The organism is Ruegeria sp. BHSC026 (assembly GCF_059613065.1).
This window is the reverse complement of record NZ_JBXWRV010000014.1, coordinates 1-13,661: the sequence shown is the minus strand read 5'-3', so window position 1 is coordinate 13,661 and position 13,661 is coordinate 1. Positions and strand designations below refer to the sequence as shown.

Below are 13,661 nucleotides of genomic sequence, written 5' to 3'. Positions count from 1 at the left end.
TCGGATCAGGCGGCGGCGTTGTCCGGAGACCCAGAGGCGCTGGGGTCCCAGCCCGCAGCGACGGCCTCCAGCAGCGCCTGGATGTAGGAGCGCGCGTGATGGTGATAGATCTCGCTGGTCGTCCGGATACGACCGCGGAAAAGGTCGGGCGGCACGATCAGGTCGGGGCGATGCGCCTTGATATGGGCGTGCAAGGCTTTCTCGATGCAGATGGCGCGATGTCCGGACGCGATGGGAATGGCGCGCAGCAGCTTGCCCTTCGTCTGTCCGGGATCCCGCTGCACCTGGCGCAGCCGGAAGGCGGGGTTCGAACTGAACCCCAGCTTGATCACAGCCAGACCGGGCAAGGAGAAGTCGAAGAGATAGATCTGGCTCGGCTTCGACGCCCAGCTTTCCCCGCAGCCCGCGCAATCGACGTCACCGTTGCGCATGTTGGCCACCGCCACGTCCTGCCGGTGCCCGCAGGCATGCGCATAGCGGCGATAGCTGGGGTGACGCCGCCGCGCCTTGCCGATCAGCTGCCAGTCCTGGGCCTGGGCTTCGGCGGCGTGGCGCTCCTCGGTGCAGGTCTCGCAACTCAGCCCGTGCCCGCCGGCGGCGGCCCGTTCGACGCGGTGGTGCTGGCGGCGGCAGGTATGGCCACAGGCGAACGCGTAGACACCATAGTGCCGGTCGCCCCGCGGGTCCGGCCCGATCAGCCGGGCCCCCACCTTCCGCGCGGCCTCGGCGCGGCGGGCGGCGATGCAGTGCGGGCATTCGGGCGCATGGTCTCGGACGACGTTGATCCGCTTCAGAGTAGGCTGGCCGCAGGTCTGGCAGCCGAGGACCACATGCAGGCGGTCCACCGCGCGGCCGATCAGCGAGAATCCTTTGCGCTCGGCGGCGGTGGTCCACTGGGCTTTGACAGGGCCGAGGAAAACGGGATGAAACGCCCCGTCGATGGGGAACGGAAACAGCGTTTTGCTGGTGGGCATTGAAAAAAAACTCCGGACAGAGTCCACCCGGGGGCCCGCAGGGCTGCGGGCGGGTGGAGAGGAAAAGAAAGGGATGAAGACAGGCCGGCAGGCCTGCCCGGGAAACCCGGACAGGGAAAAGGGTGCAGGCCGGTCGGGAAAGCTCAGGCGGCGCGGGGCAGACCCATGACGGCCAGATTGCCACGCCAGGCCTCGATCAGGGCCTGTGCTTCCATCAGCAGCGCATGGAGATCGGGGGCGGCTGCCTTCTGCGCCCGGGCCAGCGCAAAAAGCGCGCCGGACAACTGGAGCAGGTCGGACTGGTTCGGCAGGCCATCATCCACCGCGGGCAGCATCCTCCCGGCAGCGTCCCGCAGGTCGGGATGCGCCGTGCGCATATCCCGGACAGCCCGCAGCCCGGCACTGGCCAATGACCAGGCGCTGGCGGCGGTGTCGCCCAGTTCCATGCCCTTGTCCGAGTTCAAATCGGCGCGGGTCTCGTACACCAGCCAATCCGCGCGCAGGGCGACGAAAAGTTGGTCGAGCGCGGCGCGGAAAGCCAGCTTGTCCGCAGAAATGAGCGCAGTCAGCGGTTCAGCCGCAGGGCGCGGCGTGCTAGAGGGAGTGTCAGCCATGATGATCTCCGTAGGATCGTTGTGGTCAGGGCGGAGGCGAGAGGGTAGGAGCTCTTGCTTCCGTCCGCTCAATATGGGACTATGCGATTACGATGTCAACATCACAATGTAGAAAAGTCATGGCCCCACCGAAAAAAGACACCGAAGCCCTCACCCTCCGCCTCCATCGCGACCTCATCGCGCTTCTCGACGACGCTCGCAGGCGCGAGGAGGACATACCCACCCGGCCGGAGATGATAAGACGCATCCTCGACGCATGGACCAGGGGAGAGGTGTATGGGGAAGGGCAGGAGGGGTGAGGGTGTGGAGTCCGGGTGATTTGCGAAAATGGTTTGACGCCGGGCACTTCGCCGTTGGCGGCTTGCGGGAAGGCCGTGTGTGACGGTGGGCGATTGCCGTGGTCTTTACCAGACTCCGCGGAAGAATGGCGCCGTTAACCATTCGTTAAGAAATCGAAACCCATAACGCCTCGGAATGCATGATTTTGAGGCACAGATTTGTCCAAACCCTTCTTCTTTCGCAGCATCCTGGCCCTGACCCTGATCGCGGGTGTTTCCGCCTGCCAGTCCACCGGGATGCCCGCCTATGAGGCTCCGCCCTCCTTGACCGCCAGCCAGAACCTGCAGGTGCCGACGCTGATGCCGCGGCAAAAGGCCATGGTGCCGGTGGATGCGCTCGAATTCCGGGACAGCTATTTTGCCGCGAACCCGGACAAGGAGTTCATTCTGCTGAAGGGTTTCGGCGAGCGCGGCCTCCAGTTCTCGCCAGGTAGCAACGTGGTCTGGGATATCGGCATTCAACGGCCGGTGATTATCCGGACGCAGGTCAATTATGTGGATGGCAACAAAGTATGCGTTGATCCAGTCGGCAACTGGACCGGCGCCTGCATCGAGCTCTTCAAGGATGATAAAGGCCGCTTGAAGGTCTACTACAAGTTCGGAAATGGCGCGAAAGGCAATTTCATCGCCGATGGTATCCGGCTCTGATTTTCCGGCCATACCGCGTGCGGCCGCCAATGGCGGCCGCTCCACTTTCCGGACAGGATCATGTTCACGCAGTTGCGAAAAGCAGAGTGACATGGGAAAGACACCTGAGACCAAGGCCGAGAAATTCGTCAGATTAAACACCGCCCGTCTGGAAAAGGTTCTGGACGGCCTTCGCATTCTCGAGAATACCGCGAACCCACGGGGCCACGACCGTGACGGCCGGTTTGCCTGCGATCTGCCTGGATCTGCCGTTCGGGCCCGGTTCGACTGGCAGCGCAAGGGTTTGGGAATGCAAGGATCCTGCGGAAGACGAGAGACCCGGGCCCACTGAAACCAAATTGCAACACTCTCGACGGATGAAAAGCAAAAACACTTTATTGGTGTAGTGCGACTTGTTCGATCCGCGCGACGCCACTAGACGGATAGTGCGGCCTTGCGGCCGCCGAAAAATTCGAACGACCGACGTATGCCAGAGATTATCGTTACTTGTTATAATGTTAAAAGAACACCAAGCATAATGATATTTGGTCTGTGCAACTTCACTTGACGTAGAGTCCGGCAATGTGAACGCATTCTCCAGCCGAACCAAAAGAATTCCACAAAAAAAATGCACACTCAAAAGTTGTGGTTAGGCACATGATCTGGTCTGCAATATCAAAAAAACGGCAGGTTTCCGCGACAAGTCGCAAGGTGTGAAATTGGGCGTTCAACGGTTCGAATTCTTTGCTTTGACCCCGCTCACGCTTCGGCACGGGAATTCGGTTGTATGCCGATGGCCGACAATTGGATGCGACACACAAATGCCCGCTTTGAAACTGCGGGCCAAATGACAGGAAGGTGGAATTCTTGAAACAAGACGGAGGTACCTCGGTGAGGGGAACGGGAAGAGGTAAAACAAGTCGGGTTGGCCGGATGGGGCTGGTGATGCTGCTATCGGTCGGGCTTGTCGGTTGTGCGAACATGTCGGCGGAACAGAAAGCACTTGCATGCGGCGGCGCGATCCTGGGCGGAACCCTGCTGGGAGCACATCTCGGCGACAGCAATGGCGCGATCGTAGGTGCGGCCGTCGGTGTGGCGACCTGCGCTGTCATCCGTGATATCGCGCACAAAAAGGATCAGGCTCGGCTGGCAGCCGCACAGAAACAGGCCGCGCTGACCAACCGGTCCAGCAAGAAGACATTCACCACCCAGACCGGGAAGAAAGCCACCGTGGTCACCAAGGTCGAACCCCGACCCAAACCCACGAAGCTGAGCGACAGCCTGTTCAAATCGGTCTCCGACACCGAAACGGCAAGTGCAAAGCCGAAGCAGGAATACTGCCGCTACGTCAGCCAGTCGGTGAGCATCGAAGGACAGAGTGCCGACTTGGGCGGGCAGATGTGGTGCGCGACCAATGGCGACTTCAAACCTTACAAAGGGGGGCTGTGACGATGGACGGACAACTGCGAAATTCCCAAACCGACTATCTTGAACTGGACTTGTCGCGAAATTCCGAGGAAGCGTCCGAGCTTTTTGCGTCCTTGGAAGGTGAGGCCCAGCAGTCCAAGATCGTGCTGCGCGACGTCGTGGGAGAACTGCCTGCGTATCTTACGCCAGGCATGGCGAACTGGTTTCAGACGCACATCATGGCGAAACGCAAGGCCGCACTGGACGAGATCGACGCCAAATTCGGTGAAACCGAGCAATCGCTCCATGGCGAGCCGCTGTTTCTGGAGCGGCGCCGCAACGAAGCCGAAGACAAACGCATTGCCGACAAGCGGGAGGCGGTTTCAAATCACCGCGAACAGAACAAGGTTCTGTATGAAAAGATAGATGCCTCGAAATCCGAACTGGATCGCAAGAACGGTCGCTTCGAGACGCTGCGCAGCAAACACAAGCGCGAACCCAAATCGCCGAACCCGGTGCTGTACCTGATCGGGATTCTGCTGATTGCGGTCGCCGAGCTGGCCATCAACTATGAATCGTTCCTGGCCATCGAGTATTTTTCACCCGCCATCGCGCTGGGAACTTCGCTGGTTGTCGCCGCCGCCATTGCCGGTTCCGCTCACGGGTTCGGAACCATGATGTGCCAGTACAGGTACCGGTTCGATCCCGCACGCCGCGATGACGAAATCAGCTCGGGCTGGATGATGCTGAGCTTGAGCCTGACGGCGCTGAGCGTTGCCTTGGCCGCGGTGTGGTGGGGGCGCACCATCTATTTCGAAGAACTGATGCGGGAAGTGCTCGTGACGGGCGGAACCCCGGCAAGCGCGATGCGCGTGATCGGCGGATCGATGCTGGGCAATGTTCTGGTTTGGATTCTTGGGGTCTTGCTGGCGTATTTCACCCACGATCCTGACCCCAACTTCCCCGTGCGGGCCGCGGATCTCCAGAAAGAGGAAAAGAAGTACAACGCACTGAAACAACGTGCGGAAAAAGACATCCAGCGGGCGTTTCAAAAAGCGGATGCCAAGTTGGAAAACACGCTTGAAGAACTGATCAGCCGGAACGAGTCCATGTCTTCCGTTCCCGCACACAAGGAAGCCCGCGAGATGTTGCGGCGCATTCAGGCCCAGGATCAGAAGACTCTCGGTCTACTGATGAGCTATCGCGACGCTCTTGTGCGCCAGCTTCCCGAACAATGTGTGCTGCTGAAGCCTTTGGAGCGCAAGGACGAATACGCAACCATTTCCCCCGAGGACTATTCTTCGCTCGCTCTGCAGATGAAATACCTGTGAACAGGACGATCATGAAACGAATACTAAAGTTTGGCCTGGCTCTATCGTTCTTTGCAGTGGGGGCGGTGAATGCCGCCCCCTATGAAAACGAAGACTTCTGCCTGTATCAGGACCTTCCCGGCGCACTGCGCCAGACGGTTCTGATCGTAGACGGCGCTGTCATTGCCCCGGAAGCCGTGGGAAGCGGTGCTTCGGAAGCGAACAAGGATTGGCGCAAGTTTGCGGTCTCGTTCCTGGACGGCGCCAGCAGCTCGGCGCAAAAAAACCTCGCCCCGCGCGAGCGGGTAACCGTCATGGCAACAAGCGTGGCCGGGACCGGTTCCAAGACACTGGTGTCGGGCTGCGTACCGGTCTTTTCCTCGGAAGAACGCGCAACCCTGCAAGGACAATCCTCCGGCTTTTCCAAGTTCATCGGTAAAGACTGGCTGAGCGGTTGGAAATCTGATGCAAAGGATTTCCGTCGGCAATCCGTGTTCAAGCTGGTGGAAGAGGTTCGCGATCTCGGGACAGACGTTCTGCAAAAGCCCGCCTTTCGCGATGGCGGGCTGGTCACTTCGCTGAAACGCGGGGCCCTGGTCGACCCGCAAAATGGAGTGCCGCGCATCGTTCTGTTCACGGACTTGTCGAAATATGAGTTTCCCGAAGGCGACATTGAATCGTTGCGCCGGCTCGGGTTTGCCGACGGTCAGGCGACCGGTATCGACTTCGAGCGTGCTGAATTGCACATCGTGTCTCGAGGCGGTGGGGTGTCCGACGGTGTCGCGGCCTATCTGGATGCGTTCTTCCTCAGCACCTCGGCCCAGGTGGCCGGCTACAGCGACGCATCCGGCCAGATCGCGGCAAGCCTGCCGCCTGCCAAAGTCGAATTCTATCAAGGCGCTTGGGAAATCAACGGTTTCGGGAAATTTCCTGTACGCCTGAGGTTGGCCACCGATCGCAACGGAACGCTGGTTCATTCCTGGATCGAGGAAACCCGAGATGCGCGGCAGCCGGTTCCGATTGCGGGCTCGTTGACCTGCATCTCGGACGACCAGTGCGACTATATCGGCGACTCGGTCTTTGCGCAGGCCTATGCCGCCACCACCGGACCAGAGCCCGAGTGCGGGCAGCATATGCCATTTCTTGGTTACCGCAGCCTGTCAATGAAGGTGATGCAAGGGCGGGTCACCGGCCAGATCAGCGATCAGATCTGCGTGACCAACAAGCAGAACAGTCAGGATGAGGCTTTCCGGTTTGAACTGCAGAAGATCAATGATGGCCTGTGGTAAGTCTCGTATTCTTCTGGCTGCCGTTCTCGCGGCAGCCAGCATCGTCCGTGCTGGCCAGTTGGCCGCTCAGGAGACGCCTTGCACCGCAGGCAGTTCGCCCGGCATCCCCTGTACGCTGGAAGCGTGGCAGACGGTCGAAATGGAACACCAATTCCGCCTGCAACGGTTGAAGCGGCTGTCCGAAGGAAAGGCCGCGTTCGAATATTCCGCCGCCGAAATTCCACAAGACCTGCATGGCATCAAGGATTTCCCGGCAGATATTCCGGTACTTCGCGTCGTCGCCAAGTCGGATGTATTCTTCGACACCGACAGTACGGAAATCCGGGACGAAGCCTTGCCTTTCCTCGACATCATCGCCGAAAATCTGCGGTTGGAGCCACCGGACGTCGCGCTGTTCATTGCCGGACACACGGATTGGCGCGGGTCCGCGGAGTACAACATGGAGCTTGGCCAAAAACGCGCCCGGAGCGTGGCCGAGGCGCTGGTGCGGCGCGGGATATATCAGGCCCGTATTTTCGCAGTGTCCTTTGGCGAGCACATGCCGATTGCCGACAATGACACGAAAGAGGGCGAAGCCCGGAATCGCAGGGTCGAATTTCTGTTCGGCGCCCAACAAAAGGCCGTTGTGACAGTGTTGGAAAAGCAGGCCGTGATGCTGTGTCCCAAATCGGAATGCGGCAAACAGATCCGGTTCGTCGCCCAGGAAGTCGTGGTTCCGTTGGAGCATCGCAAAAAGGTTCTGGAGCTGGCCGAACGATACAAGTCCGTATCTCTGGACACGGACCTTACTCCCGTGGAAATGGCTGAAAAGAAGAAGGTCATCGAGCTTGAAAGAAAGACCATTCCGGTCGTGCTGGAGCGCAAACGGATCTACATCGAGTTGAAATAATCAAGTTGAGCGCAGACGTGACACCAAGATTGCTGGCAGCCCTTTTCGCGGCTGCGCTCCTTGCAGCATGCGCGACGCCTGCCGCTGCGTCGTCCGCGCGGCAAAACGAAGCCGCCTCTGCGCTTGAACGCTGCAGGACGGCGTTTGGAAAGGGCGGCGAAAACTCGGCTCAGGGCATACTGTTCGATGGTGAATTGCTGTGCATCTACGGCCCCTTGTCCCGCTCCATCGCCCAAGTGATCGCGACCAGAAACCGTACTTCGCCGATCGAGACAGTCGTCGTGCGTTCCTATGGAGGGGAAGTAGCACTGTGGCTTGAAACAGCCGAGAGTTTTCCCGATGGCCTGAAGCTTCTGGTGATCGACGGATATTGCTTTTCGAGCTGTGCGATATTTTTTCCTCCGATGGCAAAAAAGATCCTAGCGGACCCGGGCTCTTTGCTCGTTTGGCACGGAGGTCCGAACCGTTGGGACGAGGCGGACCGGTACGGGGCGGCTTCCAAGCAAGAGCGGGAACAGTACCAGCGTCTGAGCCAGCGCACCGAAGCTTTTCTGGAGAGATACGGGATCAACCCAGAGATATTGTGGTTTTCCGGACAACCCCTGAGCCAACAGCTGGCCCAGCAAATGGACAGGTTGGGCGTGAATGATCGTGTTTTGACCGGCTACGCGTTTTCCCCGGAACGACTGACCAAGTGTTTTGGTTACTCATCGGTTGATGAGTTTTGGCATCCGGGTGGAAACGCGCAGGTCATGCGTTTGAGCAAGAGACTTTCACAACGGTTTGTGGTTGCCGAGGCGCCCGAGCGATCGACCCGTTGCAAACACCCGCCCAACTAGCGGGTCAAGAACGGCCAGATCGTCGATCATGTCCGGAACTTAGATCATGGGCCTCCGTGCCAAGAGCAGAGCGCGATTTGCTGCATAATCGAACACCGTCTTCCCCAAAAAAAGCGCCGCGTGGATCAGCGTTGCCTCGTCAATTCAGCAGAACCCGTTGAGTGAACTCCAGGATGTCCGAGGGCAGGGGGGCCGGATTTTGATCCTGCGGGTCGATCGCCAACAACCGCCGAGCCTCGTACCTGATTTCCATGATCGCGTCATGTTCGGCTTGCCCGTGGTCGTCGCACCCCGCGAACGTGCAGTCCGCATCAAACGGGGCCGTACATTCCAGTTCCCAGCGGTCGCGGATCCGGGCGGCTTCCCTGCGGGTTTGGCCAAGCGGAGTATCCGTCTCATCATTCTCAAACGGGATTTCCTCCAAGGCATCCAGCTCGAGCGAAAGCCGCCTCGCCGTCTCTTCGATTTCTTCCTCCCAGTCTATGAGTTCGACATCATCGTCCATTGATTTCTCCTTTCTGCAGATAGATCGGCCTTTCATGGCCTTCGTGGAGCGGGTTCGGGTCGGCCATGGCCGCCAGTCTCGGATCGCTGCGATAGTCGATCCGACGGCATAGTTTTGGTCGGCTGCCGGACAACGCCAAGGCCTGCAGGTCGGGCGACATGGCCAGCAGGTCATCGAACGGCAAACCTGTCAGGTCCGAGGCAGACGATGCCGCCGCCGCGTTGCCGGCGCCGAAAACACTCAGCACGCTTGCGTTGTCCAGAAACTCGCGATGCCGGGGGCCCCAGATTCCCTCCATCTGCCCGACCGACTGCCAGAAGGTCCAGGTTCGCACGCCGTACCCGCGCAGAAGCGAGGCAGCGACCAAAAGCTCTTCCAGCCGACCCAACTGGGCGGCTTCGTCGATCAGCAACAGATCAGGCAGAACCGGGCGCACCTTTCTGCTGGCCAGTATCGCGATGAGCGTTCCAATCCAGACACGCAACAACGCCGCCTGCCCGGAAATCAGATGCGGAGGAACGCGTAAATAGATCGTCACGGGCGTGCCAGACTCGACCAATGCCGGCGGGATTTCGTTGCCCGACAGGCTTTTGCGTCCACGTGGCGAGGCCAGAAAAGCCAACGGTTCGCGGATGCTGGTCAGCATCGAGGTCCGTGTCTTGTCGGGCGCGTCCTCGTAGATCGCGGCCGCGTCCCGGACAGCTCCGTCGTAGTGGGTGCAACGTTTCATCACGGCCAGGAATTCGGACAGGCGGCTTTCCCCGCTGGTCCAGATCCGGCCCAGCGTTCCCAGATGCCGGAACTCGGGCGAGAGGTAGGTCGCAATGAACAGGCAAGTCCCCGCAATCAGATGCCGGGCGGTGTTTTCCCAGAACGGGTCGGGGGCCTCGCTTTTGGGCAGCAGACGCGCGGCCAGCGCGGCACATTGGTCGGGCGCTTCGGCCGAGAACGGACGGATCACCGAAAACGGATTCAAAGCATGTGTGTCCTCGCGGCCAAAGGGGTCCAGATGAAACACCTGCTGCCCCATGTCCCGGCGACGGCGCTCGGTGACGGCCGAAACTTCGCCCTTCGGGTCGTTGACGATGATGCTGCCGGGATAGGTCAGAAGGGTCGGAATGACCTGCGACACCCCCTTGCCCGCGCCGGTGCCCGCGATGGTGACAAGGCCGCCGTCGCTGGTGTCGCGGATTGGTGCGACCGCCGTGCTGTCTGCCGACCTCATGAAACCGACGGGCTGCGGGGTTAAGGCGTGTTCCGTTCCCAGAAGCAGGCCCGGAAAGGGGGCCGGGGCCCTTAGGCAAAGTTTGGGTCTGGCAGTCACTTGGCACTCCTTTGGGTTGGGGCTGTATGTTCAAGGTCAAGCGGGGTCAGCGGTCATCCCCGTGAACCGCGTCGAGGAACCGCACATCGCCGCGCGTCAGCTCGCCGTTCCCGTCAAGCAGCCGCTTGGCCCGGTCACGTACCTCGGTACAGCGGGACGGGTCATCAACCAGGAGCTTGAGCGTTTCGCGATCATGGAAGGTGATGATGCGCGCGAACCCGCCGCCCGATTTTTGGTTCGCCGCATATGCATCCATCCGCGCCAGCGCGGCTTGGATATTCGCCGCAGCCCGTTCCCGGCCCGGTGTGGAAGGTTTCGACTGAATGTTCCTGAGGGTGGCCAGCATCTGAGCGCGTGTCGACATTGTGTATTCCTTTCACTGACAAGAAGGGAAAGCCCCGAGCCCGAAGGCTCGGGGCGGCGGATCATCGGGTCTTTGGCGTCTTGTTTTTCGACGCGGCCGCGGCGCAGATCGCCCAGATGATGCTGGCGACCCAGAGGAACACCACGGCCAACCCGCCGGTCAGTGGCAGCGCAACGATCCCGATCGCCAGCAGAGTCAACGCGCCGATGACCGAGGCATAGAGCAGCCCCAGCGGCCCGAACAGGAAGGCCAGCAGAAACGCCAGAATCATGCTCTTTGACGCGGTCACGACGACGGTGTTGGTGGTGGGTGTGTTGTTCTCGGTCATTGTCCGATCCTTTCGTTTTGGAGAGGTTTGGCCGGTCTCCGCTGCGGAGACCGGGCGAGGTTCAGTGCTTGGGGCGCCGGTCGCGTGCCAGTAGAACCAAGTTCTGAAGTCGGTCGATCTCGCTTTTGGTCAGTGGTCTGGCCTCCGCCTTTTCGACCAATGCGACCAGCTGCAGCAATTTGCCGGATTCCAGGCTGCCGTTCTTGATGATGGGCATGGCCTTTTCCACACACGCATCCTGCAGGCGGGAAAACTTGGGTGCAGCGGCAAGACGGCATTCGATCTCAGCCAACTTGCTGGCATCCCAATCGCTGGGAATGAAATCGGCGCCCAAAATGCGGCGGTCTTCGACCATCCGCTCGATATGCATCCGGTCTGTTTTGCGGCGGATCCGGTCTTTGATCCGTTCGAGCCGCTCCAGACGGCGCATGACGACCGCGGTCTTTTCCGCCTGCAGCGAGGGGCCAAGGATGCTGTTCATGTTCGGTGTCCTCCGTGCTTTTCAAACTAAAAACGGAGCGGCGGACGCATCTGTGACACCTCGGAGTGATTTTTTTGGAAAAAAGACGCGCGCGGCGCTGGCTTCGCCGTGAGACACGCCCAACTCTGCCGCGTGTTCGACACCAAACAAAGGCGGCTTGAACACCAGCCTTGGTTGGCTGCGCCCAGAAAGCAACGCGGCGCAGCCCCAAGATCGGCTCAGGTCTTCGTGACCTGAGCCGTTTTCAGCTTCAAAAGGCGGGCAATTTCATCCGCCGGATCCTCGCCGGATTTGGGTGGCTCAAGAACGTAGAGCCCCGCGCGGGTTTCACCCACGGTCTTTGAACCACCTTCGCCCGCTTGCGGCGGTTCATACCGTCGGATCAGGCCGAACTCTTCTTCAAGGCGTTTGAGGTGACTGTAGGTGCTGGACTCGCTCCATTTGTATTGCGCGCGCGCCTTGCGGGCGAAGGCCTGCTTGCGGAAATGCGGATCGTTTGCCTTGGCCGCCTCCTTGCGCAACAGCGTCAGAACCTGGATCGTCTTCTGGTCGGCACGGCTCAACCGCGGGTCTCTGCGCCGCCGAGCGGGTTTCAACCCCTCTTTTTCCGGATCCAATGGGCGCAAGACCGGAGGCATGCCCTGCTCCTTGTTTGCAGAGTCGAGCGTGAAATACATGTCGGGTGCTTCGTACAGCATGCGCTGTTTCTCGACCTGAAGCCGCAGGATGTCTTTCGACGCCTTCCGGGTGCGGGTCACATGAAGAATCGTGTCGGGATCCCCCATCATCTTGGAATGCCCACGCGGGCCAAAGCCCCGCCCCTTGCCGCTGTGGTGAACCAGGATGACAAGCCCGTCGAGATCTTCGGCCAGGCGGCGGCAGTTCTCCATGACGCGGCCCGCATCGCGGGTATCGTTTTCATCCATATCCGGATGGGTCGCCGACAAAGTGTCCACCACCAGCACCGGGGTCGGCCGGCCCGGTCTTGTGTCGTGGATATCGGGAAAGGCGTTGACCAACATCTTCAAATTCGGATGCATGTCACCAAACGCATTGTGGTCGCCGGATTGGGGCTCGGCCGCTTTGCCCCCGCGTCGACCTGAAAGCAGCAGGTTGGTGACATAGCCTTCCACGAAGGCGAACTCCATCCCGTCTGTTGCTCCGCTCTTGCACGCATGTTCCTTGATCCACGCGCGCACCCGCTGTTCGGCATTCTCGCGGCCTTCTCCGATCCAGTACAACACGTTCGCCTTGGGCGAGATCCGTTTCACACCGTCTGCGCGCAATCGCGCTGCATCCAGCTGCTCATTTGGCCCAAGAGGCCAAGGGACACCCGCAGCCATGCTCAGGACCATGTCCAGAACCAGAAAGGTCTTTCCGACCCCGGTCGGGCCATACAAAACCACCACACCTTTCGGCGGAATGAGCGATTTGATGAGCCAAGGGCGCCAAGGGCGCGCCGCGTCCTCCATGGTGATCTGATCCAGCGTCTTTCGTCTTATCAATTCCATTGTTTTTCGTTCGAAACTCCAGGTTCAGAAGATTTGGAAACCAGCCTCGAAGCTAACTTACGCCAACTTTCCAAGTTCCAAATTCCAACTGTAAATATTTACTACGTAAATATTTAATATCGAAGATAAAACCTTCTTTCTGAACCTGTTCTTTAAGGAGAACAGGTTCAGAAAGAAGGTTTCTGACGTTCTCGTCCATTTCACGAAACGACGAGGCGCAAGATGGCAACTGCTATCCCCGCAGCGAAAGCTGCACAAATCTCCTATTTCGAAAGCAAGGCGAAACTCTGCACAGAGATCGGCCGCCTGTGCGCTCACTCCGCGCAGGGCTACATTCGCAATGTCGCTGGGCTCGACGCTGAAGATGTGGCGCAGGAACTGGTTCTGCGGCTCCTGAACAAAAAACGGCTGAAGCGCGCTCGCAAAGGGTGGTGTTTGGTAGACCACCGCAACCAACCCGTCGGCCCACTCAAGGCCCACATCTGGGTCGCCACCAAGAACCTATGTCGCGATCTTGTCCAGTCCGAGAACTGCCGGACCGCGCGGGGCGCGGCCTTCCACGACGCCTACGGAACGATCGAACCCTGCTCGGCCGAGGATCGCCTGCAAGGCCGACAGGTTCTGGCCGCAATGCGCCCCCAGGATCGGGCCGTGCTGATCGAAAGCGTTGTGAACGGCACAGAAGGTCGCTCGGCTGCTGAACGCAAGCGCCTGAGCCGGGCACGCAAGGCTTTGCACGACGTCGAGCGGGGGGTCGACTCCGGCTAAGTGCAGAATAGGGCGGTAAGAGATTTCTTCATGCAGGTAGATTGGATAACTGCCTTTCAGCCGCATTTTTCGGAAGGCTTCGTGCTGATGGGG

At 59.8% G+C, this 13,661-nt stretch carries 16 protein-coding genes; 8 read left to right on the top strand and 8 right to left on the bottom strand.

Features of this window, described 5'->3' with window-relative positions; genetic code table 11:
- Positions 1-5 precede the first annotated feature (5 nt).
- Both AC2FME_RS14940 and AC2FME_RS14935 read right to left on the bottom strand, forming a co-directional pair.
- Positions 6-974, bottom strand: coding sequence for a GIY-YIG nuclease family protein (locus tag AC2FME_RS14940; RefSeq protein ID WP_496800843.1), 969 nt, complete (start codon positions 972-974; stop codon positions 6-8).
- Between the two features lie 143 nt (positions 975-1,117).
- Complete coding sequence (locus AC2FME_RS14935; RefSeq protein ID WP_496800842.1) at positions 1,118-1,588, bottom strand: hypothetical protein; 471 nt, start codon at positions 1,586-1,588, stop codon at positions 1,118-1,120.
- A gap of 497 nt (positions 1,589-2,085) precedes the next feature.
- On the opposite strand from AC2FME_RS14935, the gene AC2FME_RS14930 reads away from it, so the two are divergent.
- The 7 genes from AC2FME_RS14930 (at position 2,086) to AC2FME_RS14900 (ending at position 8,287) form a co-directional block, all read left to right on the top strand.
- Entirely contained in the window at positions 2,086-2,574 is a 489-nt protein-coding gene (locus tag AC2FME_RS14930) for a hypothetical protein (protein ID WP_496800841.1), read from the top strand.
- 91 nt (positions 2,575-2,665) lie between these two features.
- Complete coding sequence (locus AC2FME_RS14925; RefSeq protein WP_496800840.1) at positions 2,666-2,905, top strand: hypothetical protein; 240 nt, start codon at positions 2,666-2,668, stop codon at positions 2,903-2,905.
- Between the two features lie 593 nt (positions 2,906-3,498).
- Positions 3,499-4,002 carry a hypothetical protein gene (locus tag AC2FME_RS14920; protein ID WP_496800839.1) on the top strand — a complete coding sequence of 168 codons (504 nt, stop codon included), beginning with the start codon at positions 3,499-3,501 and terminating at the stop codon, positions 4,000-4,002.
- Between the two features lie 2 nt (positions 4,003-4,004).
- Positions 4,005-5,291 carry a hypothetical protein gene (locus AC2FME_RS14915; RefSeq protein ID WP_496800838.1) on the top strand — a complete coding sequence of 429 codons (1,287 nt, stop codon included), beginning with the start codon at positions 4,005-4,007 and terminating at the stop codon, positions 5,289-5,291.
- Between the two features lie 11 nt (positions 5,292-5,302).
- Entirely contained in the window at positions 5,303-6,559 is a 1,257-nt protein-coding gene (locus tag AC2FME_RS14910; RefSeq protein WP_496800837.1) for a hypothetical protein, read from the top strand.
- Positions 6,546-7,448 (top strand): OmpA family protein, encoded by a 903-nt coding sequence (locus AC2FME_RS14905; protein ID WP_496800836.1) that lies wholly within the window; start codon positions 6,546-6,548, stop codon positions 7,446-7,448. Before AC2FME_RS14910 ends, AC2FME_RS14905 begins: the two co-directional genes overlap by 14 nt.
- Before the next feature lie 5 nt (positions 7,449-7,453).
- Positions 7,454-8,287: a hypothetical protein gene (locus AC2FME_RS14900; protein ID WP_496800835.1), complete on the top strand. Its 834-nt coding sequence runs from the start codon at positions 7,454-7,456 to the stop codon at positions 8,285-8,287.
- A gap of 139 nt (positions 8,288-8,426) precedes the next feature.
- Here the strand turns inward: AC2FME_RS14900 and AC2FME_RS14895 are convergent, their stop codons facing one another.
- From AC2FME_RS14895 to AC2FME_RS14870, 6 genes are all read right to left on the bottom strand, one after another.
- The gene (locus tag AC2FME_RS14895) at positions 8,427-8,792 is read right to left on the bottom strand and encodes a hypothetical protein (RefSeq protein ID WP_496800834.1); all 366 of its coding nucleotides are present in this window, start codon (positions 8,790-8,792) and stop codon (positions 8,427-8,429) included.
- On the bottom strand, positions 8,782-10,017 hold the full coding sequence (locus AC2FME_RS14890; RefSeq protein WP_496800833.1) for a type IV secretory system conjugative DNA transfer family protein: 1,236 nt from the start codon (positions 10,015-10,017) through the stop codon (positions 8,782-8,784). Before AC2FME_RS14890 ends, AC2FME_RS14895 begins: the two co-directional genes overlap by 11 nt.
- Positions 10,018-10,162: 145 nt before the next feature.
- A complete protein-coding gene (locus AC2FME_RS14885; protein ID WP_496800832.1) occupies positions 10,163-10,480 on the bottom strand; it encodes a hypothetical protein in 318 nt (105 codons plus the stop codon).
- Positions 10,481-10,541: 61 nt separating this feature from the next.
- The gene (locus AC2FME_RS14880) at positions 10,542-10,808 is read right to left on the bottom strand and encodes a hypothetical protein (protein ID WP_496800831.1); all 267 of its coding nucleotides are present in this window, start codon (positions 10,806-10,808) and stop codon (positions 10,542-10,544) included.
- 61 nt (positions 10,809-10,869) lie between these two features.
- Positions 10,870-11,289 carry a hypothetical protein gene (locus AC2FME_RS14875; protein WP_496800830.1) on the bottom strand — a complete coding sequence of 140 codons (420 nt, stop codon included), beginning with the start codon at positions 11,287-11,289 and terminating at the stop codon, positions 10,870-10,872.
- Positions 11,290-11,507: 218 nt separating this feature from the next.
- Positions 11,508-12,800, bottom strand: coding sequence for an AAA family ATPase (locus AC2FME_RS14870; protein WP_496800829.1), 1,293 nt, complete (start codon positions 12,798-12,800; stop codon positions 11,508-11,510).
- A 222-nt stretch (positions 12,801-13,022) separates the two neighbouring features.
- On the opposite strand from AC2FME_RS14870, the gene AC2FME_RS14865 reads away from it, so the two are divergent.
- Entirely contained in the window at positions 13,023-13,568 is a 546-nt protein-coding gene (locus AC2FME_RS14865; RefSeq protein WP_496800828.1) for an RNA polymerase sigma factor, read from the top strand.
- The last annotated feature ends 93 nt before the right edge of the window (positions 13,569-13,661 follow it).